Origin of the sequence: Pantoea alfalfae, from assembly GCF_019880205.1 — a bacterium.
Lineage (GTDB): Bacteria > Pseudomonadota > Gammaproteobacteria > Enterobacterales > Enterobacteriaceae > Pantoea > Pantoea alfalfae.
On the sequence record NZ_CP082292.1, the window covers coordinates 3,488,444 to 3,513,767 of the forward strand.

The following is a 25,324-nucleotide window of genomic DNA, read 5'->3' on the forward strand; positions in this document are numbered from 1 at the left end:
CCGGGTGGTGAAAAAACAACATCTTGTCACCCTGATTCATTATGACCTCCAGCGGCAGAATGTCATGCTGCGACGATGAATAAATGGGTCATGAGCGCGCTACATTCTAGCGGCAGCAGCGGCCGTTGTCTTTAAGATTCAGGAGAGTGCATGGAGTTCAGTGTAAAAAGCGGAAGCCCGGAAAAACAGCGCAGTGCCTGCATTGTCGTTGGCGTTTTCGAACCGCGTCGTCTGTCACCGATTGCCGAGCAGCTGGATAAAATCAGCGACGGCTACATCAGCGCCCTGCTGCGCCGTGGCGAGCTGGAAGGAAAAGTGGGCCAGACACTGCTGCTGCATCATGTGCCAAATATCCTGTCCGAGCGTATTCTGCTGATTGGCTGCGGTAAAGAGCGTGAGCTGGATGAACGCCAGTACAAGCAGGTCATTCAGAAAACCATCAACACGCTGAACGACACCGGCTCCATGGAAGCGGTCTGCTTCCTGACCGAACTGCATGTCAAAGGCCGCAATACCTACTGGAAAGTGCGTCAGGCCGTGGAGACCTCAAAAGAGGCGCTCTACAACTTTGATCAGCTGAAAAGCAACAAAGCAGAGCCGCGTCGTCCGCTGCGCAAACTGGTGTTTAACGTGCCGACCCGCCGTGAACTGACCAGCGGCGAACGCGCTATTCAGCATGGATTAGCGGTTGCTGCAGGCATGAAAGCCGCTAAAGATCTCGGCAATATGCCGCCAAACATCTGTAACGCTGCCTATCTGGCGTCGCAGGCGCGCCAGCTGGCCGACGCCTTCAGCAAAAATGTCACCACACGCGTGATCGGCGAACAGCAGATGAAAGAGCTGGGCATGAACGCCTATCTCGCTGTCGGGGCCGGTTCGCAGAACGAATCGCTGATGTCGGTGATTGAATACAAAGGCAATCCGGATGCTGAAGCGCGCCCGATTGTGCTGGTGGGTAAAGGGCTGACCTTTGACTCCGGCGGCATCTCTATCAAGCCTGCCGACAGCATGGACGAAATGAAATATGACATGTGCGGCGCGGCCGCCGTCTATGGCGTGATGCGGATGGTGGCCGAGCTGAATCTGCCGCTGAACGTGGTGGGTGTGCTGGCGGGCTGTGAAAACATGCCGGATGGCCGCTCGATGCGTCCGGGCGACGTGCTGACCACCATGTCTGGCCAAACGGTTGAAGTACTGAACACCGACGCCGAAGGCCGTCTGGTGCTGTGCGATGCGCTGACCTACGTGGAACGTTTCGACCCGGAAGTCGTCATTGACGTGGCAACGCTGACCGGAGCCTGCGTGATTGCGCTGGGACATCACATCAGCGGTTTGCTGTCGAATCACAACCCGCTGGCGCATGAGCTGATCAGCGCCTCGGAGCAGTCAGGCGACCGCGCCTGGCGTCTGCCGATGGCGGATGAGTTCCAGGAGCAGCTGGAGTCCAACTTTGCCGATATGGGCAACATCGGTGGCCGTCCTGGCGGCGCGATTACCGCTGCCTGCTTCCTGGCACGCTTTGCCCGCAAATATAACTGGGCGCACCTGGATATCGCCGGCACGGCCTGGCGCTCCGGCAAGGCTAAAGACGCTACCGGACGTCCGGTGCCGATGCTGTCGCAGTTTCTGTTGAATCGGGCAGGATTGAACGGCGACGACTAAGCGCCCTCTTTTCTGACAGCAGGGGCGGATCTGATTCCGCCCTTGATCTTCTGATGAGCTAACCGATGAAAAACGCAACCTTCTACGTGCTGGAAACCGATGCCCCGAGCGATGGCCTGAGCGCTGTTGAAGCGCTGGTGTGCAATCTGGCGGAAACACGCTGGCGGGCCGGAAAGCGGGTGTTGATCGCCTGCGAAGATGAACAGCAGGCCATTCGTCTTGACGAAGCGCTGTGGCAACGACCGGCAAACGCCTTCGTGCCGCACAACCTGGCGGGTGAAGGCCCGCGCTACGGTGCGCCGGTCGAGCTGGCCTGGCCACAGCGTCGCGGCAGTTCACAGCGCGACCTGCTGATTAGCCTGCTGCCCCACTTCGCAGATTTTGCTACTGCTTTCCATGAAGTGATAGACTTCGTTCCTTACGAGGACGCTCTCAAACAACTGGCGCGCGACCGCTACAAAGCGTATCGCAGCGTTGGATTCCAATTGAATACGGCAGCGCCACCACAGCCGCAAACGACATAGCAGAAATGGAAAAGACATATAACCCGCAAGATATCGAGCAGCCGCTTTACGAGCATTGGGAAAAGCAGGGCTACTTCAAACCGAATGGCGATACCAGCCAGGAAAGCTTTTGCATCATGATCCCGCCGCCGAACGTCACCGGTAGCTTGCACATGGGTCACGCCTTCCAGCAAACCATCATGGACACCATGATCCGTTACCAGCGCATGCAGGGGAAAAATACCCTGTGGCAGGCCGGTACTGACCACGCGGGCATCGCCACGCAGATGGTGGTTGAGCGCAAAATTGCGGCTGAAGAGGGTAAAACGCGCCAGGACTATGGCCGCGATGCGTTTATCGAGAAAATCTGGCAGTGGAAAGCAGAATCCGGCGGCACTATTACCCGTCAGATGCGCCGCCTGGGTAACTCTGTCGACTGGGAGCGCGAGCGCTTCACTATGGACGATGGCCTTTCCAACGCCGTGAAAGAGGTGTTTGTTCGCCTCTACAAAGAGAACCTGATCTACCGTGGCAAACGCCTGGTGAACTGGGATCCTAAGCTGCGCACTGCGATCTCCGATCTGGAAGTGGAAAACCGCGAGAGCAAAGGCTCCATGTGGCATATCCGCTATCCACTGGCTGACGGCGCAAAAACCGCCGGCGGCAAAGATTATCTGGTGGTCGCCACCACCCGTCCGGAAACCCTGCTGGGTGATACCGGCGTCGCCGTTAACCCGGAAGATCCACGTTACAAAGATCTGATCGGCAAATTTGTGATGCTGCCGCTGGTTGGCCGCCTGATCCCTATCGTTGGCGACGAACATGCCGACATGGAAAAAGGCACCGGCTGCGTCAAGATCACCCCGGCGCATGACTTCAACGACTATGAAGTTGGCCGTCGTCATAAGCTGCCGATGATCAACATCCTGACCTTCGACGGCGATATCCGCGACCGTGCTCAGGTGTATGACACCAATGGCGAAGCCAGCGATGCCTGTTCCGATGAGATCCCGGCGGCTTTCCAGAACATGGAACGCTTCGCGGCGCGTAAAGCGATTGTTGCCGCTGTCGATGAACTCGGCCTGCTTGAAGAGATCAAACCTCACGATCTGACCGTGCCTTACGGCGACCGTGGCGGCGTGGTTATCGAACCGATGCTGACTGACCAGTGGTATGTGCGTACCGCACCGCTGGCGAAAGTCGCGGTTGAAGCCGTTGAGAATGGCGACATCCAGTTTGTACCGAAGCAGTACGAAAACATGTACTTCTCCTGGATGCGCGATATTCAGGACTGGTGTATCTCCCGTCAGCTCTGGTGGGGTCACCGCATCCCGGCGTGGTATGACGACAACGGTAACGTCTACGTCGGCCGCACCGAAGACGAAGTGCGCGCCGAGAATAACCTGGCCGCCGATGTGGCGCTGCGTCAGGATGATGACGTGCTGGACACCTGGTTCTCGTCAGGTCTGTGGACCTTCTCCACTCTGGGCTGGCCGGAAAACACCGAAGCGCTGCGTACCTTCCATCCGACCAGCGTGCTGGTCAGCGGCTTCGACATCATCTTCTTCTGGATTGCCCGCATGATCATGCTGACCATGCACTTCATCAAAGATGAAAACGGCAAACCGCAGGTGCCGTTCAAAACCGTCTATATGACCGGTCTGATCCGTGATGAAGAAGGTCAGAAGATGTCGAAATCCAAGGGTAACGTGATTGATCCGCTGGATATGGTCGACGGCATTTCGCTGGAAGCGCTGCTGGAAAAACGCACCGGCAATATGATGCAGCCACAGCTGGCTGAGAAGATTCGCAAACGTACCGAGAAGCAGTTCCCTGACGGCATCGAGCCATCAGGCACCGATGCACTGCGCTTTACCCTGGCGGCGCTGGCCTCAACCGGACGCGACATTAACTGGGACATGAAGCGCCTGGAAGGCTATCGCAACTTCTGTAACAAGCTGTGGAACGCCAGCCGCTTTGTGCTGATGAACACCGAAGAGCAGGATTGCGGACAGAATGGCGGCGAAATGACGCTGTCGCTGGCGGATCGCTGGATCCTGACCGAGTTCAACAACACGGTGAAAGCGTACCGTGAAGCCCTGGATAGCTATCGTTTCGACATCGCGGCTAACCTGCTGTATGACTTCACCTGGAACCAGTTCTGCGACTGGTATCTGGAGCTGACCAAGCCGGTCATGAACAGCGGCAGTGAAGCTGAACTGCGTGGCACCCGTCATACGCTGGTTCACGTGCTGGAAGCGCTGCTGCGTCTGGCACACCCGATTATCCCATTTATCACTGAAACCATCTGGCAGCGCGTGAAGGGGCTGAAAAATATCAGCGACGACACCATCATGCTGCAGCCTTTCCCGCAGTACGATGCGGCGAAAGAAGATGCCGAAGCGAAAGCGGATATTGAGTGGATGAAGCAGGCGATCGTCGCGGTGCGTAATATCCGTGCCGAGATGAACATCGCGCTGAGCAAGCCGCTGGATGTGCTGCTGCGTGACTGCTCGCCTGCGGCGCTGCGTCGCGTTGAAGCTAACCGCAACTTCCTGTCGCGTCTGGCGCGTCTGGAAAGCCTGACCATTCTGCCTGCGGGCGAGAAAGGCCCGGTGTCGGTGACCAAACTGGTTGAAGGCGCAGAACTGCTGATCCCGATGGCGGATCTGGTGGATAAAACCGCCGAGCTGGAGCGTCTGGCGAAAGAGCTGGTTAAGCTGGATGTCGAGATCGAGAAGATTGAGACCAAGCTGGCAAACGAAGGCTTTGTGTCGCGCGCGCCGGAAGCGGTCGTCGCGAAAGAGCGCGAACGCGTGGCAGACCTGCAACAATCAAAAGCAAAACTGATTGAACAGCAGGCGGTCATTGCGGCATTGTAAGCGTCGTAGCTGACAGCTTATTCATAAAGCCGGGCTTGCCCGGCTTTTTTATTGACCTCGTACAAATCCGGAAGAGATGATGACGACCAGTACCATCCCGCATTTTGACCTCCAGGTGCGGCCAATTACGGCCGCCGATAATCCGCATATCGCCCAGGTGATCCGTGATGTTTCCGCCGAGTTCGGCCTGACGGCTGACAAGGGCTACACCGTTTCCGATCCGCAGCTCGACCAGCTGTTTGAGCTCTACAGTGCCGAACAGAGCGCCTACTGGATTGTTGAGTATCAGGGCAAGGTGGTCGGCGGTGGCGGTGTTGCGCCGCTCGCCTGCAGCGCGCCCGATATCTGCGAACTGCAAAAGATGTACTTTCTGCCAGAGGTGCGCGGTCGGGGTCTGGCGCGCGAACTGGCATTGCGGGCGATGGAGCATGCGCGCAACCACGGCTTCCGGCGCTGCTATCTGGAAACCACCGCCAGCCTGACGCGGGCGATTAAACTGTATGAGTCGCTGGGCTTTGAGCACATCGACAGTGCAATGGGCTGCACCGGCCATGTCGACTGCGAAGTACGGATGCTGAAGACCTTATAAACCGCGCTCCACGTAACGCATATCGTTGATGGACTCGATTTTGAACTGCCCGTTATCGGTGTAGCGCAGCAGCGTCACGCTGGCATTCTTAAGCTGCTCCCGTAATGAAGTATCGCCCAGCGCCTGCAGCAGAGTGGTGATAGCCATACCGTGGCTGACCACCAGCACATTGCCTCCGCCCTGCTGCTGCGCCTGCTTCGCGATTGTGGTGATACTCTTCATCATGCGCTTAGCTACCTGCTGATAGGTTTCGGCCTGGCCGGAGGATTTAATACCTGCCAGCGATGGCGTGCCTGCGGCTTCCGCCTCATGAATCGCGTCGATCATCCCATCCATACGAATTTTACCGGCGCTAAACGCTTCCAGAAGTGCGGTATCAGAAGCATAGCCCGCCTGATGCGCGGCAGCGTTAATCAGATTTTTATTCAGATCGCCTTCATAAAGGCCAAATCCCACCTCGCGCAGCCCTTTCAGCTCTTTCAGCACAGGCGGGTGTTTCCAGTTCTTCATTACCAGCTGCGCGGTTTCTCTCGCCCGTCCCGAATCGCTGGACCAGGCCGCGACGAAGGGTAACGGCTGCAATCCCCTTCCCAGTTGCTCTGCAACAGCTGCACCGGAAGCCGTCAGCGGCGTATCGGCCCATCCCTGCGCGCGATGTACCGTATTAAACATGGTCTTTCCATGCCGGGTAACATAGAGCATCACATCTGCGGCCCAGGCGGAGCCGGCAGTGCTGACGGAGATGACAGCTATTAACATGAGCGTTTTAAATTTTATCTTCATTTTTATTCTCCGGATCAAAAAAGATTGAATTTATATTGAACAACCACTTCAGCGGACAAACTGCGGGAACGCTGAGTTTTCCCCTGATTATTCAGATGCGGGGTCTCTTTACTGTTTTTATATGACCAGCCATAACCGGTCAGCGTGAATAGCGTCAGATTTTTGAAGGTGGGATGTTGATTACTGAATTGATTAATTAATGAAACCTCGCCGGTTCGCACAAGATTATTACGATAATGGAACTGGCCATAATTAAGCTGTATTCCGGTACTGATCCCCTTTGTAATTTCATACTGACTCAGAGAAACCAGTGCCAGCTCTCTATCGCGCATATAGTCTTTGCCCGCCGAAGTTAGTGACGTGAAACGTCCCCGGGTATTTTTAGTCAGGGGCCGGGCATAATATCCCACCGCCCTCTCCTTTGGAGCCGATGTCCAGCCAGCAGCCAGTCTCTGCGTCCAGGCGCCATGCTTCCAGGTCGTTTCCCCGACATAGTGCCACGCCTGTTTATCAAAGGTTCTCTTGCTGGCGGGCATCCTTCTATATTTCTCCAGCGCCTGGCTGCCATAGATTTGCGCGCCTAGTGACCAGTATGGCGAGAGGGTGTAGCCCGCCTCAATCACATGGCGGCGCTGATAGCGCTCAGCCTCGCCGAATGCGTAGGCAACCGCGTGACGTTCATCTTTGTAGCGCAGCGCAGCGGTGTAAATGGCGTCAATTTTTTGTCTGGCCTGGGTTTGCAACGCCAGCGTTTTTCCTGAATCATGCCGTATGGTTTTGTTAACGAAAGCAAGATCCAGCCGGGCATTCTGCCACGTCAGTGCTCCGCTATAGCCAGCATAGCTGTTGCGCGACAGGCGATCCGTGGTCGTCAGCACGCCGATATTTTTCAGTTCCTGCCAGCCTGCCTTTCCATCGAACCGTAGCCTGCGATTGCCGAGCTTTAGCTTAAGATAGCGCTGACTGAACTTGCTAAAGCCGTGGGCATCCCGCTTCTCCATGTTACCACCGCTGTCATAGAGCAGACCGCGCGTGGAGAAGTAGTCGCTTGACCCCAGGCGTACGGCGCGGGTATAAGTCGTATCAAATCCAAGCAGGTCCCACTGATAACCGGAACGAAAATCGACTGTCGCGGCCTGGCCCCAGGCATTGTGAACCGCGGTGGGCTGTGCTTCGTCCTCCTTGAGATACTTCCAATGGTTGCGCAGTTTGAAATCGAGCGCCGCGTCACCCCATAATTTATTCTGCGCGGAGGGGGCGTGAATGTCAGACGCCTTAACACTCCCCCCAAAAAAAAGCAGCAATAGTGAAAAAAATAAATGAAAATAGTATTTTTCTTTCATTTTTAAATCCTTCCCCTGGCGATAGTAAAAATCCGTCACGCCATGACAATAAGGGTGACCCGGTTCCGTTAACCCATAAAAAAACCCGACTCGCTGCCCTCTGTTAAAAAGGGTAGCGAGTCGGGTTTTGCTTAAAAAAATAACAATCCCGCACTGACTCCGGGGCTATATTTATTTAACTTCAGAAAGTCAGCGTAAAAAAACCGTTATGTGATAGGTGGCACAAAATATCTTTGTACGTCAGTGTTACTTAAATTAAAGCGTTACACAGCACATTATATGAGACCACGCTGCACGGAAGAGAAATAAACGCGGTCAGGCATTCGGAAAAAGAGACACCCTGGCCAGGGCGTCCTCAGGGGTTTACCACGCAGGTACGCCGCTGTGAAAACGCAACTCCGTGTCCGGCTCGCTAATCAGCTTTGCTTCGACCCGGCCAATCGCCTGCACCCGCGGCGCAATATCCTTACCGGCAATCTGCGCCGCCAGCGTTAAATAGTCCTGATAATGCCGCGCCTCTGAGCGCAGCAGCGAAATATAGAACTTCGCCAGTTCATCATCAAGATACGGCGCCAGACTGGCGAAACGCTCGCAGGATCGCGCCTCAATGTAAGCACCACAAATCAGCTTATCCACCAGCGTCTCCGGCTCATGGGTGGTCACTTCGCGCAACAGCGATTTAGCATAGCGGCTGGAGGTGATCTTCTGATAGACCAGCCCGCGCGACTGCATAATTTCCCAGACCTGATAGAAGTGATGCAGCTCCTCTTTAATCAGTAGCACCATCTTCTCCACCAGCTCATCCGCCCACGGCAGCGCATTGCGCACAATGATGCGTTTCGTCAGGTTCTTATGGGCGTTGATAAAGTCGCTGTCGCCATCTTCCCGGAAGATAAAATCTTCATAGGGTTTCAGCCACGCCAGAATAGCGTCGCCGCTGGGTTTGTCGGCCACATATTTGCGGATCAGCCACACCGCAGTCTGGGCGGCTTTCAGCTCACACACCAGATGGTCGGTTAACAGCAGGGTCAGGTTTTCCGGCTTGCGCGCCTCATCAATCCAGGCCTGTGGCGTGCGGCAGTGCAGAAACTGATAGATCGGTTCGAGTAAGGGTGCGTAATTCATGATGTCAGAAAAGGGGTGGCAGAAGTGACAGGCGGAGAACTCTCCGCCCCGGCTACTTAGTGGCGAATACCATCATCATCTTCATCTTCGATGGCGTCGTCATCTTCGTCTTCATCTTCAGCATCAGGGTCTTCAAAATAGGTGCCCCAGCCGTCGTAGTCGACGTTGTACTTACCAATCAGGTTCACCAGCTGCTCAACCTGCACATCGATCAGTTCAGGCTTCAGCGCAGATTCGCTGATGATGTCGACGCACATCACGGTGGTGCCATCTTCCAGCTCCAGCTCTTCCGGCTCGGTCACTTCATAACCCAGCTTGAACGCATCAACGGCCGCTTTTTCCAGCGAATCAAAATTATTGCATGAGAGATGATGCTCGATGGTATAGAGCGCATCAGGATCGCTGCCATCCTCCAGCAGCTCTTCGATAATCTGCCGCGTCTCTTCCTGCTGCTCTTCCAGTAATGCTTCATATGCCATGACAATGTCCTCTCTGAGTTCGGCAATAATCAATTATTTTCCCACACTGCCTGTCGCGCCACTACACAAAACGAAAAGTTTCTTAGCTCCAGGCTTGAAAATGCATATTCATACGGTTAGATTGAATTTTAATTCATTTTGATGATTACCGGAGTGTTGTATGAGCCAACTGTATCAACGCCATTTCCTCAGGCTTCTGGATTTTACTCCCGCCGAAATTGATCACCTGCTTTCCCTGTCCGCTGAGTTGAAACAGGCGAAAAAAAGCGCCAGCGAAGTGCAGTATCTGAAAGGCAAAAACATCGCGCTCATCTTCGAAAAAGACTCGACCCGTACCCGATGCTCTTTCGAAGTTGCCGCTTACGATCAGGGTGCAAACGTGACTTATCTTGGCCCGAGTGGCAGTCAGATCGGCCATAAAGAGTCAATGCGCGACACCGCGCGGGTGCTGGGCCGCATGTACGATGGCATTCAGTATCGCGGTTACGGTCAGGAGCTGGTGGAGACGCTGGCAGAACACGCCGGTGTGCCGGTGTGGAACGGTCTGACCACCGAGTTTCACCCAACCCAGCTGCTGGCTGACCTGCTGACCATGCAGGAGCATCTGCCAGGCAAAAAACTCAGCGAAATGACACTGGTTTATGTGGGCGATGCGCGCAACAACATGGGTAACACCATGCTGGAAGCCGCCGCACAGGTCGGTCTGGATCTGCGTCTGGTGGCACCGAAGAGCTGCTGGCCAGAGGACGAACTGGTGGCGCAGTGCCGGGAAGCCGCACAGCAGACCGGTGGGAAAATTATCCTCACCGACAATATTGCCGACGGTGTGAAAGGCGCTGACTTTATCTACACCGATGTCTGGGTGTCGATGGGCGAAGCCAAAGCGGTGTGGGCCGAGCGTATTGCGCTGCTGCGTGACTATCAGGTTAACCGGGCGATGCTCGATCTGACCGGCAACCCGCAGGTTAAATTCCTGCACTGTCTGCCCGCCTTCCACGACGATCAGACCACGCTGGGCCAGCAGATGGCGGAACAGTACGATCTGCCCAACGGCATGGAAGTGAGCAACGAGGTGTTCGAATCACCACACAGCATTGTGTTCGACCAGGCTGAGAACCGGATGCACACGATTAAAGCGGTAATGGTGGCCACGCTGGGCCAGCGCTGACCGATCCGCTCCAGAGGCGCAAACGTTTTCCTCTTGCTGACCCACCGCGAACGGGTATAATGCGGCCCAATTTGCCGGAGGAAATATGCGACAGCACAGCGGACAATTTGACGCTCAATCACGCCTGACCGCAGGCGGCGCTGCTGTTTCTTTCGGTCATCGACCCGATCTTAAAAAAGCCCCTTAAGCAGGGGCTTTTTTTTGTCCGCAATCCGGCCGCGCAGAGGAGAGAGCTATGGCTAACCCGCTATATCGCAAGCACATTATTTCAATCAACGACCTCAGTCGTGAAGAGCTGGAACTGGCACTGGACACCGCCGCAAAGCTTAAAGCCCATCCGCAGCCGGAACTGCTGAAGCACAAGGTGATCGCCAGCTGCTTCTTTGAGGCGTCGACCCGTACCCGCCTGTCGTTTGAAACCGCCATTCATCGCCTCGGCGCGTCAGCGGTGGGCTTTGCCGACGGCAGTAATACGTCGCTGGGCAAGAAAGGCGAAACGCTGGCCGACACTATTTCAGTAATCAGTACCTACGTTGATGCGATCGTGATGCGTCATCCGCAGGAGGGCGCGGCGCGACTGGCGACCGAATTCTCCGGCGGCATCCCGATTCTCAACGCCGGTGACGGCGCGAACCAGCATCCGACCCAGACGCTGCTCGATCTCTTCACCATTCAGGAGACGCAGAGCCGTCTTAATCAGCTGAATGTGGCGATGGTCGGCGACCTGAAATATGGCCGTACCGTCCACTCCCTGACGCAGGCACTGGCAAAGTTTGACGGCAACCGCTTCTTCTTCATCGCGCCCGATGCGCTGGCGATGCCAGCCTATATCACCGATATGCTGGATGAGAAGAACATCGCCTGGTCACGGCATGACAGCTTTGAAGAGGTGATGCCGCAGCTTGATATCCTTTACATGACGCGGGTGCAGAAAGAGCGGCTCGACCCGTCCGAATATGCCAACGTCAAAGCACAGTTCATTCTGCGCGCTGCCGACCTCAGCACAGCGCGCGACAACATGAAAGTGCTGCACCCGCTGCCGCGCATCGATGAAATCACCACCGATGTCGATAAAACTCCGTATGCCTGGTATTTCCAGCAGGCGGGTAACGGCATCTATGCGCGCCAGGCTCTGCTGGCACTGGTTTTAAACAGCGAACTCGCCCTGTAAGGAGACCCCCCCATGACGCAGGACAACAAACTGCAGGTCGAAGCGATCAAACGCGGCACGGTCATCGACCATATTCCGGCGCAGATCGGCTTTAAGCTGCTTTCTCTGTTCCGGCTGACCGAAACCGATCAGCGCATTACCATCGGTCTGAATCTGCCGTCGGGCGAGATGGGCCGCAAAGATCTGATCAAGATTGAGAACACCTTTCTCACCGACGATCAGGTGAATCAGCTGGCGGTCTATGCGCCGCACGCCACGGTTAACCGCATCGACGACTATGAAGTGGTGGCGAAGATCGCCCCGACGCTGCCGGATCACGTTGAACGGGTGCTGACCTGCCCGAACAGCAACTGCATCAGCCGCAGCGAGCCGGTCTTCTCCAGCTTTGCCGTGAAGCAGCGCGCCGACGATGTGTATCTGAAGTGCAAATATTGCGAGAAAGAGTTCGCCCGCCATGTGGTGCTGGGTCACTGGTAATCGCCCTGCCCGACCTTATAATGGGCAATACCGGCGGCATCGCCGCCTGACGACATAATCAAAGGAGCCATGATGTCTCGTGAAATCAGTACTGAAAAAGCCCCTGCCGCTATCGGTCCCTATGTTCAGGGTGTCGATCTGGGCAGCATGATCATTACCTCTGGCCAGATCCCGGTGGATCCGGCGACCGGCCAGGTGGCAGATGACATTGCCGCACAGGCACGTCAGTCACTGGAAAATGTGAAGGCGATTGTTGAAGCCGCGGGTCTGAAGGTGGGTGACATCGTGAAGACCACGGTGTTCGTGAAGGACCTGAATGATTTCGCCACGGTCAACGCGACCTATGAAGCGTTTTTCACCGAGCATGAGGCTCACTTCCCGGCGCGTTCCTGTGTCGAGGTGGCGCGTCTGCCAAAAGATGTGAAGATCGAAATCGAAGCGATTGCCGTCCGTCGCTAAGCCTCACGCCGTCTCTTCCCGCGTAAGCCGGAGAGAGGCGGCGAATTTGTTACCGCTTAGCCGGTCGCCATAGCCACAGCACCGTAATCGCCAGCGCAAACAGCACGCCAAAACCGACGCCCGTCGCCACCGCAGGTGCTCCCGCCTTAATCGCCAGCGTATAGAGCCCCAGCATGATCAGCATGGCGCTGTTCTCGCCCAGGTTCTGAACCGCAATCGCATTGCCTGACCCGACGCTCTCTTTGCCGCGCGCCTGCAGCAGCGCATTCAGCGGCACCACGAAGAAACCGCCCAGCGCACCAATCAGCATCAGCACCAGATAGGCATTCATCAGGGAATGCTGCAGCGCGAAGACCACCACCATCACGCCAATCAGCACACCGGCTGGCATACAGCGACGCACGGTCTCCAGCGTGACCAGCTTCGCCGCCGCCGCCGCGCCAATCACAATGCCGATCGCCACCATGGCATTCAGGGTGGTTGGCGTGGTGTTGTCATTGATGCCCAGCGCCACCGGCACCCAGAGCACCAGCAGGAAACGCAGCGTCACGCCAGCGCCCCAGAACAGACTGGTGCCGAGCAGCGAGAAGCGCGTCTCTGCGTCACGCCACAGCAGCGCAGCGGCACTGAAGAAACTGCGCGTCATCACGCCGAACTGCCAGCTCTGCCCCGGACGTGCCGCCTGCAGTTTCGGGATAAACAGGTTCGCGACTACGGCGATGCCGTAAGTCAGTGCACAGATCCCCAGCGCCGCCAGAATATGCCAGTCAGCCAGCATCCCGCCCGCCACCGAGCCAAGCAGAATGGCGGCGATGGTCGAGGCCTCCATCAGCCCGTTGGCTTTCACCAGCTTCTCGCCGTGGGTGATCTCACCGAGGATGCCATATTTGGCCGGCGAGTAGGCCGCTGCGCCCGCGCCCACCAGGGTGTAGCCGACAAAGGGATTGAAGCCGAAGCAGATCACCAGCGCGCCCAGCAGCTTCAGGCTGTTGGCGAGCATCATCACCCGCCCTTTCGCCATGCTGTCCGCCACCTGACCGACAAACGGCGCCAGCAGAATGTAGGCTGCGACAAACAGCATTTGTAATACCGGCTGGCTCCACTCGGGATAGAACTGACTTTTCAGCACAGCCAGCGTGGCAAACAGCAGCGCGTTATCGCCGAAGGCCGAAAAGAACTGGGCGATAATCACGGCGATCATGCCACGCGACATCAGCGGCGCATTACGATCAAGGCTCATGCCTGCTCCTCTTCCGCCATTTTTTTCAGGGTAACGTAGTCGGGTTTACCGCTGCCCAGCTGCGGCAACTGCTTCATGACACGGATATCACGCGGCAGTGCCAGCTCTGGCGCACCCAGCTCGCGGGCGGCTTTCTGCAGCCTGTCGCGCGCCAGCTCCGCATCGGTGGTAAACAGCACCAGTGCCTCACCACGCTGACCATCCGGGCGCAGCGAGGCGGCGTGCTGTTTGTCCGGTGACGCTTTCAGAGCGATCTGCTCGACGATTTCCAGTGATACCATCTCACCGGCAATCTTCGCAAAGCGTTTGGCACGACCCTGAATCTGGCAAAAACCGCCTTCATCGAAGCTGACGATATCACCGGTGTCGTACCAGCCCGCTTCCATGTTGCCTTCGCCATCGTCAGCGACCGGTGCTTCCAGCACGCCAGGATTTTCGACCCGCAGATAGCCTTTCATCACGTTCGGCCCGCGAAGTTGCAGACGTCCGCCGTGCTCAATGCCTGGCACCGACATCAGTCGTGAATCCATGCCCGGCAGAATGCGTCCCACGGTGTGCGTCTTCGCCGCCATCGGCACGTTAATCGCCACGACCGGCGCGCACTCGGTGACGCCGTAGCCTTCAAGGATACGAATGCCATACTTCTCAATGTAGAGCTGACGCGTGTTCTCCTGCAGCTTTTCCGCACCCGCTACCACATAGCGCAGGCGGGCAAAATCATAGGGTGCGGCAAAGCGCGCGTAGTTACCCAGGAAGGTTGAGGTGCCAAACAGCACGGTGCAGTTACGGTCATAGACCAGCTCTGGCACGATGCGATAGTGCAGCGGGCTGGGATAGAGGAACACCTGGGCGCCGGTCATCAGCGGCGTGAACAGCCCGACGGTGAGACCAAACGCATGAAACAGTGGCAGCGCAGACATAAAGCGGTCGCGCGGCGTGAAGTCGGCGATGGTGCGGATCTGCTCGACGTTCGCCAGCAGGCTTTTATGCGAATGCACCACGCCCTTAGGGTTGCCTTCAGAGCCGGAGGTAAACAGCACCATGGCGGCGTCTTCCGGCTGCTGAGGCAGCTGCGCGCGATGCGGCATCAGCAGATGCGCGAGGATCCATAGCTTGTCTTTGCCGGTGACGGTATCTTTCAGATCTTCCAGGTAGATCCACTGCACATCGTCCAGCCCCTGCGGCAGATGCCACAGGTTGCCTTTTTCCAGGAACTGCCGCGACGTGAAGACGGTTTTGATCTGTGCGGCGGTCAGTGCCGCCCGCATGCCATTAACGCCCGCACTGTAGTTGAGCATGGCCGGAACGCGCCCGCGCAGGGTGGCCCCGAAAATCGCTGCCGCTGTCACGGTGGTATTCGGCAGCAGCAGCCCCACCACTTCTCGCGGCTGGCTGTAGCGTTCAAGAATACGGCCCACGCCCAGCGACTTTTTCAGCAGTCCGGTGTAGCTGTCAGGCTTGAAATTGACATCTTCGATGCAGCGCTTAAACGCGCCATAACGGGTACGCGCCGCCAGAAACGCCTCAAACAGGGTTTCACGCGGACGTACCGCCATGCGCGCTTCCATCATCACGTGATGCAGATGCTCACCGGCCAGCACGCGACGGTCGCGCGCCCGTTTCGCCTCCGGCATCGGAATGCGGGTCGCGGGCAGTACGGTCAGGGTGATGCGCGGGAACAGGCGACGTTTAAACACGCCAGCCAGACGACCAAACGGCGTGTATTCTGCGCCTTCAATGCGCATTGGCACCACATTCGCGCCTGAGCGCGCGGCGACAAAGCCGGCCCCGCTGTAGATTTTCATCAGCGAGCCGGTGACGGTAATGCGTCCTTCCGGGAAGATGACCACCGGACGGCCCGTATCAATCAGCCTTACCAGCTGCTTCAGCGCCATAGGCCGGGTCGGATCCAGCGGCACAAAGTCGATAAAGGGTTTAATCAGACGCATAAACCAGCTTTCGCTGATGGTCGAGTAGACGGCGAATACCGGTTTAATCGGTAAAAAGAGCGCCAGCAACATGCCGTCGAGAAACGACATATGGTTCGGCGTGATTAATACCTTCTGCTTATGCAGTTCGGCGACGTCGCCACGCAGTTCGACCCGCCATAACAGGCGAAATATCAAACGTAAAATTTTGAAAGCCATGCCGGTTCCTTAGCATCGTGAAAATTAGCCCCTCACGATGCAGGATTTGACGCGGTTCGACAACCGAATTATCGGCAATCTGACGCGGCTTCAGGGGGCCTGCCAGCTACCGCCGAGCGCGGCAATCAGTGCCACGCTGCTGACCCACTGCGTGCTCTGCAGCGTCAGCAAACTCTGCTGCGCACTCAGGCTGCTGTTCTCCGTGGTCGCGACATCCAGGTAGTTAATCATGCCCGCCTCATACTGCAGACGCGTCACCCGCGCCGAGGTCTGTGCTGCATCGGTGGCGCGCTGCTGTGCGGCGATTTCGCCCTGCAGCGTGTTCAGCTCCACCAGCTTATCTTCCACTTCCTGCATCGCGGACAGCACCGTCTGACGATAGGTTGCGACGCTGGCATCCCAGCCTGCCCGCGCCTGATCGACTTTGGCAGAGGTCGCGCCCGCGTCAAGCAGCGTGCCGCTCAGCTCCGGCCCCAGCGACCAGACGCGATTCGGCAGCGAGAAGAGCGAATGCAGCACGGAAGCGCTGACGCCCCCGCTGGCGCTGAGGGTCAGGTCGGGATAGTAACCGGCCACCGCCACGCCCACCGCAGCATTGGCCGCAGCCATGTTACGTTCGGCGTACGCAATGTCGGGACGGCGCTGCAATAGCTCGCCCGGCAGGGCCGCCGGAATGGCGGGCAGCGTGGCGGTCAGCGGCGCGGCGGCGAGACTGAAGTCGGCGGGGGCTTTGCCGACCAGCAGCGCAATGGCATGTTCCATCTGCGCGCGCTGCCACTGGTAATCCTGCGCCGAGGCGCTGGCACTCTCCAGCTGCAGCTGCGCCTGAGCCAGCGTGGCACGCGACGCAGTGCCCGCCTGATACTGGCTGTTAATGACGTTCAGGTAGCGCTGATACGCGTCAACGCTCTGCTGATAGCACGCGATTTTCTGATCCATGATGCGCAGCTGGAAATAATCCTGCGCCAGCTCAGACTGGGCGCTCAGGGTGATGTTGGCCAGTTCTGCCGCACTGGCCGAGGCGCTGGCGCGGTTCTCCTCCAGCGTGCGCCGCAGTTTGCCCCACAGATCCAGCTCCCAGCTGGCACTCAGCTCCGCCTGATGGCTGCTGCTGGTGGTGCGAACGCTGCTGCCAGTGGCATGGCTGCCGCTGCGCGTCACGCTGCTGTCATAGCCCAGCGAAGGAAACAGCGACGCGCGAGACTCCGCCGCCAGCGCCTGCGCCTGCCGGTACTGCGCGGCATAATTCGCCACGTTCTGGTTCGAGATGCTCACCTGGTTCAGCAGGCCGCTCAGGGTGGCGTCGTGATAAACCGCCCACCATTCGCCTTTGCTTTGCGCATCAAGCGGCGTCGCCTGCTGCCAGCCTCTGGCCTCTTTATAGTGGACCGGCATCGCCATCGCGGGGCGCTGATAGTCGGGACCGACGCTACAGCCGCCCAGCAGCAGCATCACAACAAAGGGAATAAGCGGTTTCATGGATCAGGATTCCGTAGGGCGCAGACGACGCCATTGACGTTGAGTGGCACGGCCCAGACGGTCGAGCCAAAGATAAACAACCGGTGTGGTAAACAGTGTCAGCAGCTGGCTGAGCGCCAGTCCGCCCGCGATAGCGATCCCCAGCGGACTGCGCAGATCGGCATCCCCGCCGCTGCCCAGCGCCAGCGGCAACGCGCCGAAAAAGGCGGCCAGCGTAGTCATCATGATCGGCCGGAAGCGCATCAGGCACGCCTGGGTAATCGCCTGCTGCGGCGACATACACTGCCGCCGCTCCGCGTCGATGGCAAAATCGATCATCATGATGGCGTTCTTTTTCACGATACCAATCAGCAGGATGATGCCAATCAGCGCGATCACCGTGAGCTGCGTGTTGGTCAGCAGCAGCAGTAACAGCGCGCCGACGCCCGCAGACGGCAGCGTCGAGAGAATGGTCAGCGGATGGATGTAGCTCTCGTAGAGCACGCCGAGCACGAGATAGACCGCCGCCAGCGCCGCCAGAATCAGCCACGGCATGGTGGCGGTCAGCTGGGAAAAGGCGGCGGCAGTACCGGCAAAACCGGCATGAAGGGTCGACGGCAGGCCCAGCTTCGCCATCGCCTGTTTAATCAGCAACTGCGCCTGCTCCAGCGAAACGCCCTCATTGAGGTTGAATGCTACGGTACTGGTCGCGGACTGGCCCTGATGCGCCACCGACAGCGGTGCATTGCCGCCGCTGAAGCGGGCAAAGGCGGAAAGCGGCACGCGGTCACCGCTGTCGTTAATCACATAGAGCTGCTGAAGCGTCTCCGGATTCGCGGTGTCGCTGTCCTGCAGCGACATCACCACATGATACTGATTCAGAGTGTGATAGAGCGTGGCGATCTGCCGCTGGCTGAACGCATTGTTCAGCAGCGTATCGAGCATCTTCACATTGACGCCCAGCCGGGTCGCGCGGTCGCGGTCGATGGTCAGCGCCACCTCCTGCCCGCCGGTCTGCGAGTCGGAGTCTACGCTGTTGAGCCCGGGGATCGCCGCCAGCGCCGCCTGCACTTTCGGCGTCCAGATCCGCAGCAGATCAAGATCGTCTGCCTGCAGGCTGTACTGATACGTGGCGTTAGCGCTGCGTCCGCCAATGTGCAGATCCTGCGCCGCCATCAGGAACATCTGCGCCCCGGCGATGTGGCTGGTTTTACGCGTCAGCCGGTTGGCGACTTCGGTAGCCGTGGCATCGCGCTGGTCAAAATCTTTAAGTCGCACAAAGAAGTTGGCGCTGTTGCGGGAGCCAAACATCCCGCTGCCCATCGACGACATTACGCTATCGACCGCCGGGTCTTCCTGAATGATCTTCGTGAACATCAGCATTTTCGGCCTCATCGCCTGAAACGAAATGTTCTGATCGGCACGCAGCGCGCCCATCAGCAGCCCGGTGTCCTGATTCGGGAAAAAGCCCTTCTGCACCACGGTGAACAGAAAAACATTCAGCAGCACGGTCAGCAGCAGACTGAGCATGGTCAGTTTCTGATGGCGCATCACCCAGGCCAGCCCGCGCCCGTAGGCGGCCAGCAGGCGATTTAGCTGGTTTTCAATAAACTGATAAAGCGGATGCGGCCGCTTGCTCACGGGCGGCTTCGGTTTCAGCAGGCGTGCGCAAAGCATCGGCGTCAGGCTGAGCGAGACAAACAGCGAGATCAGCAGCGACACGGTGAGTGTGACAGCAAATTCGCGGAACAGCCGCCCGACAATGCTGCCCATCAACAGAATCGGGATGAACACCGCGATCAGCGATACGGTCATCGACAGCACAGTGAAACTCACCTCCTGCGCCCCACGCAGCGCCGCCCGCAGCGGACTCAGCCCGCGCTCAATGTGACGGGTGATGTTTTCCAGCACCACAATCGCATCATCCACCACAAAGCCGGTGGAGATAATCAGCGCCATCAGCGACAGATTATCCAGGCTGTAACCCAGCAGGTACATCACCGCACAGGTCCCGATCAGCGACACCGGCAGCGCCAGTGCCGGAATGATCACCGCCTGCAGATTGCGCAGGAAAATAAACACCACCGCGATGACCAGCAGCACCGCGATCAGCAGCGTCTCTTCGGTGTCATACAGCGAGGCGCGCACGCCCGGTGAGCGGTCAACTACCACCTTCAGCTGGCTGTCAGCAGGCAGGCTCTTTTCCAGCAGCGGCAACTGCGCTTTTATTGCGTCGATGGTTTCCAGCATGTTAGCGCCCGCCTGACGTTTAATGCCGATCATCACCGCAGGCGTGGCATTGAGGAATCCCGCCTGATAGCGATCTTCAACCGAGTCATAGACCGTGGCGACGTCGCTCAGCCGCACCGCCTTGCCCTGCTGCCAGGTGATGATCAGATCACGGTAGCTGGCGGCCTTATCCAGCTGGCCGTTGCTGTCCACCAGCCACGACTGGTCACTGCCCTGTAAGATCCCTTTGGGCAGATTGGTGGTGCTGTCGGCGACGGCGGCACGCACCGTCTCCAGCGAGATGCCGTAGTGGGTCAGCTTCAGCGGCTGCAGATCAATCCGCACCGCGGGTAAGGCGCTGCCCATCAGCGACACTTCGCCGACGCCCTGTACCTGCCCCATCGCCTGTTCGATTTTGCTCTCCGCCAGATCGTAAAGCTCGCCGGGCGTGCGGGTAGCAGAGGTCAGCGCCAGCATCACAATCGGCGCATCTGACGGGTTGGCTTTGCGATAAGTCGGCAGCGAGGCCATTGCGCTGGGCAGCAGGCTGCGCGCCGCGTTAATCGCCGCCTGCACGTCGCGCGCCGCGCCGTTGATATCGCGGTCCAGCTCAAACTGCAGGATAATACTGCTGGAGCCCTGCGAACTGCTGGAAGTCATCTCACTGATACCGGCAATCTGCCCGAGCGAACGCTCCAGCGGGGTCGCGACGGTAGCCGCCATGGTCTCCGGGCTGGCCCCCGCCAGGCTGGCGCTGACCATGATGGTCGGAAAATCGACCTGCGGCAGCGGTGCCACCGGCAGCAGCCGGTAACCCAGCGCGCCGGGCAGCAGGATCGCCAGCGTCAGCAGCAGCGTCGCCACCGGACGAAAGATAAACAGCCGGGTCAGATTCATTGCCCGCTCCGCGCCTGCTGCTGACGGCGTTTCACCCAGGCACTGCCGCGCTGCGCCAGCCCGTCAAACCAGAGGTAGATGACCGGCGTGGAGAAGAGCGTCAGCACCTGGCTGACAATCAGCCCGCCGACAATTACCAGCCCCAGCGGCTGTCGCAGCTCGGCACCCGAGCCGGAGGCGAGCATCAGCGGCAGCGCGCCGAGCAGTGCCGCCATCGTCGTCATCAGAATCGGGCGGAAGCGCAGCAGGCAGGCCTGATGAATCGCCTCACGTGCGCTGAGGTGCTGCTGATGTTCCGCCTCCAGCGCGAAGTCGATCATCATAATGGCGTTCTTTTTCACGATGCCGATCAGCAGGATGACGCCAATCAGCGCAATCAGGCTGAACTCCGTGCCCGCCAGCAACAGCGTCAGCAGCGCACCCACCGCCGCCGACGGCAGCGTAGAGAGAATCGTGACCGGATGGATAAAGCTTTCGTAGAGAATGCCGAGCACCACATACATGGTGATCAGCGCCGCCAGAATCAGCCACAGCGTGTTGCCGGTGGCGCTCTGGAATGCCGACGTTTCGCCCTGATAGCGCAGCGTGGTGCTCTCCGGCAGCTGCAGCTGCTGCCGCACGTCGGCAATTGCCCGCTGTCCATCCTCCAGCGAGTAGCCTGGATTCAGGTTGAAGGAGATCATCACCGCCGGGAACTGATTCAGCCGCATGTGCATCAGCGAACCGGTGCGCTGGTGGATAGTGGCGATAGAGGTAAGTTTGACCATGCCGCTGCTGGCAGAGCGGGTGTCAGAGGCTGAAGTGGACGTCGATGAAGACGAAGATGTTGACGAAGACGTTGACGCTGATGAAGTCGTGCTGGTGGATGATGACGCCGAACTGCTGCTGCCGGACGATTGCAGCCAGACATCATCAAACGACGCCGGACCCTGCCGGAAGGCCGGCGCCACTTCCAGCACCACCCGATACTGATTCGACTGGGTAAAAATCGTCGAGACCAGCCGCTGACCAAAGGCGTTATAGAGCGCGGTGTCCACGTCCGATGCGGTAATGCCAAAGCGCGCCGCTTTGTCCCGGTTCAGCTCCACGTAAGAGACGCGCCCCTGATCCTGCAGGTTACTCACCACGCCATTAAACTCGGGCCGCTGCTGCAACGCTGCCACCAGTTTCGGCGACGTGCGGACCAGATTTTCACTGTCGGCGTCGTCAAGGGTGAACTGATACTGACTCGGCGACACTTGGTCGTTGACGGTGAGATCCTGCGCCGGTTGCAGATAGAGCCGGATACCCGGCACATCGCTGGTCGCCTGGTTCAGCTGGCTGATCACCTCGCTGGCGCTGAGATCGCGGGCGCCAGAGGGCTTGAGGTTGATCTGCAGCCGTCCGCTGTTGAGGCTGCTGTTAGTGCCGTCGATGCCGATGGTCGATGAGACGCTCTCCACCGCCGGGTTTTTCAGGATCAGCGCAGAGAGCGCCTGCTGCCGCGTCGCCATTGTTTTAAACGAGACATCCTGGGAGGCGACGGTAATGCCCTGAATCAGCCCGGTATCCTGGGTCGGGAAGAAGCCTTTCGGCACCATCATGTAGAGCAGCGCCGTCAGTCCGAAGGTTGCCAGCGCCACCAGCAGCGTCAGTTTCTGATGGTTCAGCACCACGGTCAGCAGCCGGTCATAGCCGCGCACCAGCCGGTCGAACATCTCGCCGCCCTTGCGGGCAAAGGTTGACTGCTGCTCTGGCGGAATGTGCCGCAGCAGATACGCGCACAGCATCGGGGTCAGCGTCAGCGACACCCCCATCGACACCAGGATCGCCACCGCCAGCGTAATCGCGAACTCCCGGAAGAGTCGCCCGACCACATCGCCCATAAACAGCAGCGGAATCAGCACCGCAATCAGCGAAAAGGTCAGCGAGATAATGGTGAAGCCAATCTGCCGGGAGCCTTTCAGCGCCGCCTCCATCGGTGTCTCGCCCTGCTCCAGCCGCCGGGAAATGTTCTCCACCACCACGATAGCGTCATCGATAACAAAACCGGTGGCGATGGTCAGCGCCATCAGCGACAGGTTATTCAGGCTGAAGCCCGCCAGATACATCACGCCAAAGGTGCCAACCAGCGACAGCGGCACCGCCACACTCGGGATCAGCGTGGCGGCCACGTTGCGCAGGAACAGAAAGGTTACCATCACCACCAGCGCAATCGACAGCATCAGCTCAAACTGCACGTCGCTGATTGAGGCGCGAATGGTCTGGGTGCGGTCGGAGAGAATCGTCATCTTCACCCCGTCCGGCAGCGCCGCCTGCAGTGCAGGAAGCTGCGCCTTGATGTTGTCCACCACCTGAATCACGTTTGCGCCGGGCTGACGCTGCACGCTGATGACAATCGCGGGCTGGTTATTGGCCCATGCGGACTGGAAGCTGTTCTCCGGGCCCTGTTCGATGTGGGCGATAGCTTTCAGGCGCAGCGCCGCGCCATTCTCATAGCTGAGGATCAGGTTGCCGTACTCGGTTGCGGTGCGCAGCTGGTCGTTGGCGTCGATGGTCACCGAATGATATTTACCGTCAAAGCCGCCTTTGGCGCCATTGACGTTGCTGTTGCCAATCAGCGTATTTACCGCCTCCAGCGTCAGGTGATGCGCCGCCAGCGCCAGAGGATTCATCTGCACCCGAATCGCCGGCTGATGCCCGCCCGCCAGCGTCACCATGCCGACGCCGGAGATCTGCGACAGCTTCAGCGCCACCTGGGTGTTAACCAGATCCTGCACCTCGGTCAGCGGCAGCGTGCCGGAGCTGGCCGCCAGCGTCACCACCGCGCTGTCCGCCGGATTGACCTTTTTGTAGGTCGGCGGATTAGGCAGATCGTCGGGCAGCAGGTTATTTGCCGCATTGATCGCCGCCTGCACCTCCTGCTCGGCGACATCCAGCGACAGATCGAGGCTGAACTTCAGGGTTATGATCGACGAGCCGCTGGCGCTGGTGGAGCTCATCTGGCTCAGCCCCGCCATCTGCCCCAACTGGCGCTCCAGCGGTGAGGTGACCGACGACGCCATCACATCCGGGCTGGCGCCCGGATAGAGCGTGGTGACCTGAATGGTCGGATAGTCGACCTGCGGCAGCGCCGAGGTCGACAGGAATTTCCAGGCAAAAATCCCGGAGATCAGCACGCCGGCCATCAGCAGGATGGTGGCGACAGGACGCAGAATAAACAGGCGAGACGGGTTCATTTCGACACAGCACCGGCAGCGGGCGTCTCATCTGCCAGCGTGACTTTGCTGCCGCTGGTCAGACGATCGATCCCTTCCGTTACCAGCCGATCGCCCGGTGCAACGCCGCTGAGGATCGCCTGCTGATCGTCGCCGAACGCCGGGCCGGTGGTGACCGCTTTACGCGTGACGGTATGATCTTTGTTGATCACAAAGACAAAGCTGCCGTCGCTGCTCAGCTGCAGCGCCTGCGCCGGGATCACCGTCGCGCCTTTCAGCACCCGGGTCTGCAGCCGCAGATTCACAAACTGGTTAGCAAACAGCGACTCATCCTGGTTGGCAAACACCGCTTTCAGCGCCACGGTGCCGGTGGCGGTGTCGATCTGGTTGCTGATGAACTTCACTTCGCCGCTGGCGAGCGGATGCTGGTTGTCCTGATCAAACAGCGTGGCGGGCAGGCTCTGCCCCTGATGCAGCACGCTGACCAGCGCGGGGATGTCGCTTTGTGGCACGCTAAAGGTCACGGCGGCGGGCTGCATCTGCGTGATGGTCACCAGACCGGTGCTGCTGGAGCTCTGCACCATGTTGCCGGGATCGACCTGACGCAGGCCGACGCGCCCGCTGATCGGGGCGGTGATCCGGGCATATTCAATGCTCAGCTTTGCACTGGCGATCTGCGCCTGATCGGCGGCGACGGCACCGCGATACTGCCCGACGGTGGCAATCTGCGTGTCCAGATCCTGGCGCGCCAGCGCATCCTGCGCCGCCAGTTTGCGGTAGCGCGCCAGCGTCAGCTCGGCACTTTTCAGCAGCGCCTGGTTCTCGCTGAGTTCAGCCTGATACTGGTTCAGCGTCGCCTGATAGCTGCGCGGATCGATCTGCGCCAGCAGTTGACCGGCACTGACTTTTTGCCCCTCAGTAAAGAAAAGCTGCTCCAGCTGGCCGTCAACGCGGCTGGTCACCGTCACGCTGGCGTTGGGGATCACCGTGCCGAGCGCATTCAGCCACACCGGCACATCCGCCGTGCTGGCAACCCCGCTGTGAACCAGCGTTGCACTGCCGCCCATCATGCCAGGCGAATCCGGTCTGCCCGGCGGCATTCCCTCACCCGGCCCGTGCCCCGAAGAGAGCAGACGCCAGATAACGCCCGCGACAATCGCCGCCACCAGCAACAGAAGCAGCCATTTAAGCCCAAAGGAACGCGCGGGGCGAGAAAGGTGAGTCATCGTCGAACTCTTCAGATAAGCAGAAAAAGAAATCCCGGAACGTGCGGAATGCGGCAGTGAGCGGCAGCGAGCAAAAAACCGCCAGGCTTCACGGCGGCCATTATCAGTGAAAGGCGACGCGCCTTTCTATTGGCAAACTGTCAGGGTTTCGTTAAGAACGATGTTGATTTAGCGGGAGTTTTTACAGCGGTAACGGCAGGCTCAGGCAAGCAGACAAAAAAAACCCACGCATCTGCGTGGGTCGGTGTAATAACAGGGTCTCACTGCCGAAGCAGTGTTGTTTTCACAC

At 58.7% G+C, this 25,324-nt stretch carries 18 protein-coding genes; 8 read left to right on the top strand and 10 right to left on the bottom strand.

Annotated elements, in window-relative coordinates; all coding sequences use genetic code 11:
• Positions 1-150: 150 nt before the first annotated feature.
• From pepA to K6R05_RS16360, 4 genes are all read left to right on the top strand, one after another.
• Positions 151-1,662 carry a leucyl aminopeptidase gene (gene pepA, locus K6R05_RS16345; RefSeq protein ID WP_222924663.1) on the top strand — a complete coding sequence of 504 codons (1,512 nt, stop codon included), beginning with the start codon at positions 151-153 and terminating at the stop codon, positions 1,660-1,662.
• A gap of 65 nt (positions 1,663-1,727) precedes the next feature.
• Complete coding sequence (locus K6R05_RS16350) at positions 1,728-2,186, top strand: DNA polymerase III subunit chi (RefSeq protein ID WP_090963995.1); 459 nt, start codon at positions 1,728-1,730, stop codon at positions 2,184-2,186.
• A gap of 5 nt (positions 2,187-2,191) precedes the next feature.
• A complete protein-coding gene (locus tag K6R05_RS16355) occupies positions 2,192-5,047 on the top strand; it encodes a valine--tRNA ligase (RefSeq protein WP_222924665.1) in 2,856 nt (951 codons plus the stop codon).
• A gap of 79 nt (positions 5,048-5,126) precedes the next feature.
• On the top strand, positions 5,127-5,636 hold the full coding sequence (locus tag K6R05_RS16360) for a GNAT family N-acetyltransferase (protein ID WP_374206938.1): 510 nt from the start codon (positions 5,127-5,129) through the stop codon (positions 5,634-5,636).
• Here the strand turns inward: K6R05_RS16360 and K6R05_RS16365 are convergent.
• The 4 genes from K6R05_RS16365 to rraB form a co-directional block, all read right to left on the bottom strand.
• Positions 5,631-6,308, bottom strand: coding sequence for a histidine phosphatase family protein (locus K6R05_RS16365; protein ID WP_237566662.1), 678 nt, complete (start codon positions 6,306-6,308; stop codon positions 5,631-5,633). The genes K6R05_RS16360 and K6R05_RS16365 overlap by 6 nt on opposite strands.
• 125 nt (positions 6,309-6,433) lie before the next feature.
• Entirely contained in the window at positions 6,434-7,801 is a 1,368-nt protein-coding gene (locus K6R05_RS16370) for an OprD family porin (protein WP_262390876.1), read from the bottom strand.
• Between the two features lie 324 nt (positions 7,802-8,125).
• On the bottom strand, positions 8,126-8,887 hold the full coding sequence (gene miaE / locus K6R05_RS16375; protein WP_161731892.1) for a tRNA isopentenyl-2-thiomethyl-A-37 hydroxylase MiaE: 762 nt from the start codon (positions 8,885-8,887) through the stop codon (positions 8,126-8,128).
• Positions 8,888-8,943: 56 nt separating this feature from the next.
• Positions 8,944-9,366, bottom strand: a complete 423-nt coding sequence (rraB, locus tag K6R05_RS16380) for a ribonuclease E inhibitor RraB (protein WP_013359940.1) — start codon at positions 9,364-9,366, stop codon at positions 8,944-8,946.
• Between the two features lie 160 nt (positions 9,367-9,526).
• Here rraB and argF point away from each other — a divergent pair, with 160 nt between their 5' ends.
• From argF to ridA, 4 genes are all read left to right on the top strand, one after another.
• Positions 9,527-10,534, top strand: a complete 1,008-nt coding sequence (gene argF, locus K6R05_RS16385) for an ornithine carbamoyltransferase (protein WP_161731890.1) — start codon at positions 9,527-9,529, stop codon at positions 10,532-10,534.
• A 235-nt stretch (positions 10,535-10,769) separates the two neighbouring features.
• Positions 10,770-11,705 carry an aspartate carbamoyltransferase gene (gene pyrB / locus K6R05_RS16390; RefSeq protein WP_222924667.1) on the top strand — a complete coding sequence of 312 codons (936 nt, stop codon included), beginning with the start codon at positions 10,770-10,772 and terminating at the stop codon, positions 11,703-11,705.
• A gap of 12 nt (positions 11,706-11,717) precedes the next feature.
• Complete coding sequence (gene pyrI / locus K6R05_RS16395) at positions 11,718-12,182, top strand: aspartate carbamoyltransferase regulatory subunit (RefSeq protein WP_161731886.1); 465 nt, start codon at positions 11,718-11,720, stop codon at positions 12,180-12,182.
• Between the two features lie 72 nt (positions 12,183-12,254).
• Positions 12,255-12,641 carry a 2-iminobutanoate/2-iminopropanoate deaminase gene (ridA, locus tag K6R05_RS16400; protein WP_161731940.1) on the top strand — a complete coding sequence of 129 codons (387 nt, stop codon included), beginning with the start codon at positions 12,255-12,257 and terminating at the stop codon, positions 12,639-12,641.
• Between the two features lie 49 nt (positions 12,642-12,690).
• Here the strand turns inward: ridA and lplT are convergent, their stop codons facing one another.
• The 6 genes from lplT to K6R05_RS16430 form a co-directional block, all read right to left on the bottom strand.
• Positions 12,691-13,881: a lysophospholipid transporter LplT gene (gene lplT / locus K6R05_RS16405; RefSeq protein ID WP_161731884.1), complete on the bottom strand. Its 1,191-nt coding sequence runs from the start codon at positions 13,879-13,881 to the stop codon at positions 12,691-12,693.
• Positions 13,878-16,028 (bottom strand): bifunctional acyl-ACP--phospholipid O-acyltransferase/long-chain-fatty-acid--ACP ligase, encoded by a 2,151-nt coding sequence (gene aas / locus K6R05_RS16410; protein ID WP_222924669.1) that lies wholly within the window; start codon positions 16,026-16,028, stop codon positions 13,878-13,880. Before aas ends, lplT begins: the two co-directional genes overlap by 4 nt.
• 90 nt (positions 16,029-16,118) lie before the next feature.
• Positions 16,119-17,507, bottom strand: coding sequence for an efflux transporter outer membrane subunit (locus tag K6R05_RS16415; RefSeq protein WP_222924671.1), 1,389 nt, complete (start codon positions 17,505-17,507; stop codon positions 16,119-16,121).
• A gap of 3 nt (positions 17,508-17,510) precedes the next feature.
• On the bottom strand, positions 17,511-20,612 hold the full coding sequence (locus K6R05_RS16420; RefSeq protein WP_222924673.1) for an efflux RND transporter permease subunit: 3,102 nt from the start codon (positions 20,610-20,612) through the stop codon (positions 17,511-17,513).
• Positions 20,609-23,830, bottom strand: coding sequence for an efflux RND transporter permease subunit (locus tag K6R05_RS16425; protein ID WP_222924674.1), 3,222 nt, complete (start codon positions 23,828-23,830; stop codon positions 20,609-20,611). The genes K6R05_RS16420 and K6R05_RS16425 overlap by 4 nt, the downstream gene beginning before the upstream one ends.
• A complete protein-coding gene (locus K6R05_RS16430) occupies positions 23,827-25,035 on the bottom strand; it encodes an efflux RND transporter periplasmic adaptor subunit (RefSeq protein ID WP_222924675.1) in 1,209 nt (402 codons plus the stop codon). The genes K6R05_RS16425 and K6R05_RS16430 overlap by 4 nt, the downstream gene beginning before the upstream one ends.
• Positions 25,036-25,324 lie beyond the last annotated feature (289 nt).